Here is a 1104-nt window from a genome sequence, read left to right as displayed (position 1 = left end):
TGTACTGTCCAGGGAGGTTGTGAACGCGGCGGCACGGTTGAATGATCTTGAAGTGAGGGAGGGCCTCCGGGTTCGGTGTGGATTGCGAGATCTGCACCGGACGCCAGGAGGCCCTCATGCCCCACCGTAATGCCCCGCTGACCGAGACCGGACGCCTGCGCCTGGCCCGCTGTGTGGTCGAGGACGGCTGGCCGCTGCGGCGGGCCGCCGAACGGTTCCAGGTCTCGGTGAGCACCGTCCAGCGGTGGGCCGCCCGCTACCGGGAACAGGGCGAGGCCGCGATGGCCGACCGGTCCTCACGCCCGCACCACAGCCCGCGCCGCACCCCCACCCGAACCGAGCGGCGGATCATCAAGGTGCGGGTGCTGCGCCGGTGGGGACCGGCCCGCATCGCCTACCTGCTCGGCCTCAACCCCGCCACCGTCCACCGCGTCCTGACCCGCTACGGCCTGCCCCGCCTGCGGCACCTGGACCGCGCCACCGGCCGGCCCGTCCGCCGCTACGAACACGATGCGCCCGGCGACCTGGTCCACGTCGACATCAAGAAACTCGGCAACATCCCCGACGGCGGCGGCCACCGCGCCCTCGGCCGCGCCACCGGCCGCCGCAACAGCCAGCGCACCGACACCGGCGCCCGCCGCTCGGGCGGCAAACCCCTGCTGGGCTACGGCTACCTGCACACCGCCATCGACGACCACTCCCGCCTGGCCTACACCGAAATCCTGCCCGACGAGACCCAGCAATCAGCCACCGCGTTCTGGCGGCGAGCCCAGGCATTCTTCGCCGGCGCCGGGATCACCGTACGGCGCGTGCTGACCGACAATGGCCCGTGCTACCGCTCACGGCTGTGGCGCGACACCCTCACCGCCGCCGCCATCAGCCACAAGCGCACCCGCCCCTACCGGCCCCAGACCAACGGCAAAGTCGAACGCTTCCACCGCACCCTGCTGGACGAATGGGCCTACAACCAGCCCTACACTTCAGAAACCCAACGCCGCCAAGCCCTCCCCCACTGGCTGCACACCTACAACCACCACCGCGGCCACACCGCACTCGGTGGCCTCCCACCCGCCAGCCGCGTCCCCAACCTCACGGGACAGAACA

General features: G+C 71.3%; 1 protein-coding gene. It reads left to right on the top strand.

Annotation, left to right across the window (positions count from 1 at the left end; genetic code table 11):
• Nucleotides 1-116: 116 nt before the first annotated feature.
• Nucleotides 117-1104, top strand: a 988-nt coding sequence (locus tag ACGWYJ_RS38875; RefSeq protein WP_395111709.1) for an IS481 family transposase, incomplete at its 3' end; no start/stop codon positions are given.

Source organism: Actinomadura sp. SCN-SB (genome assembly GCF_043906805.1).
Lineage (GTDB): Bacteria > Actinomycetota > Actinomycetes > Streptosporangiales > Streptosporangiaceae > Spirillospora.
The sequence above is the reverse complement of the archived record's forward strand: the minus strand, read 5'-3'. Positions and strand labels throughout refer to the sequence as shown.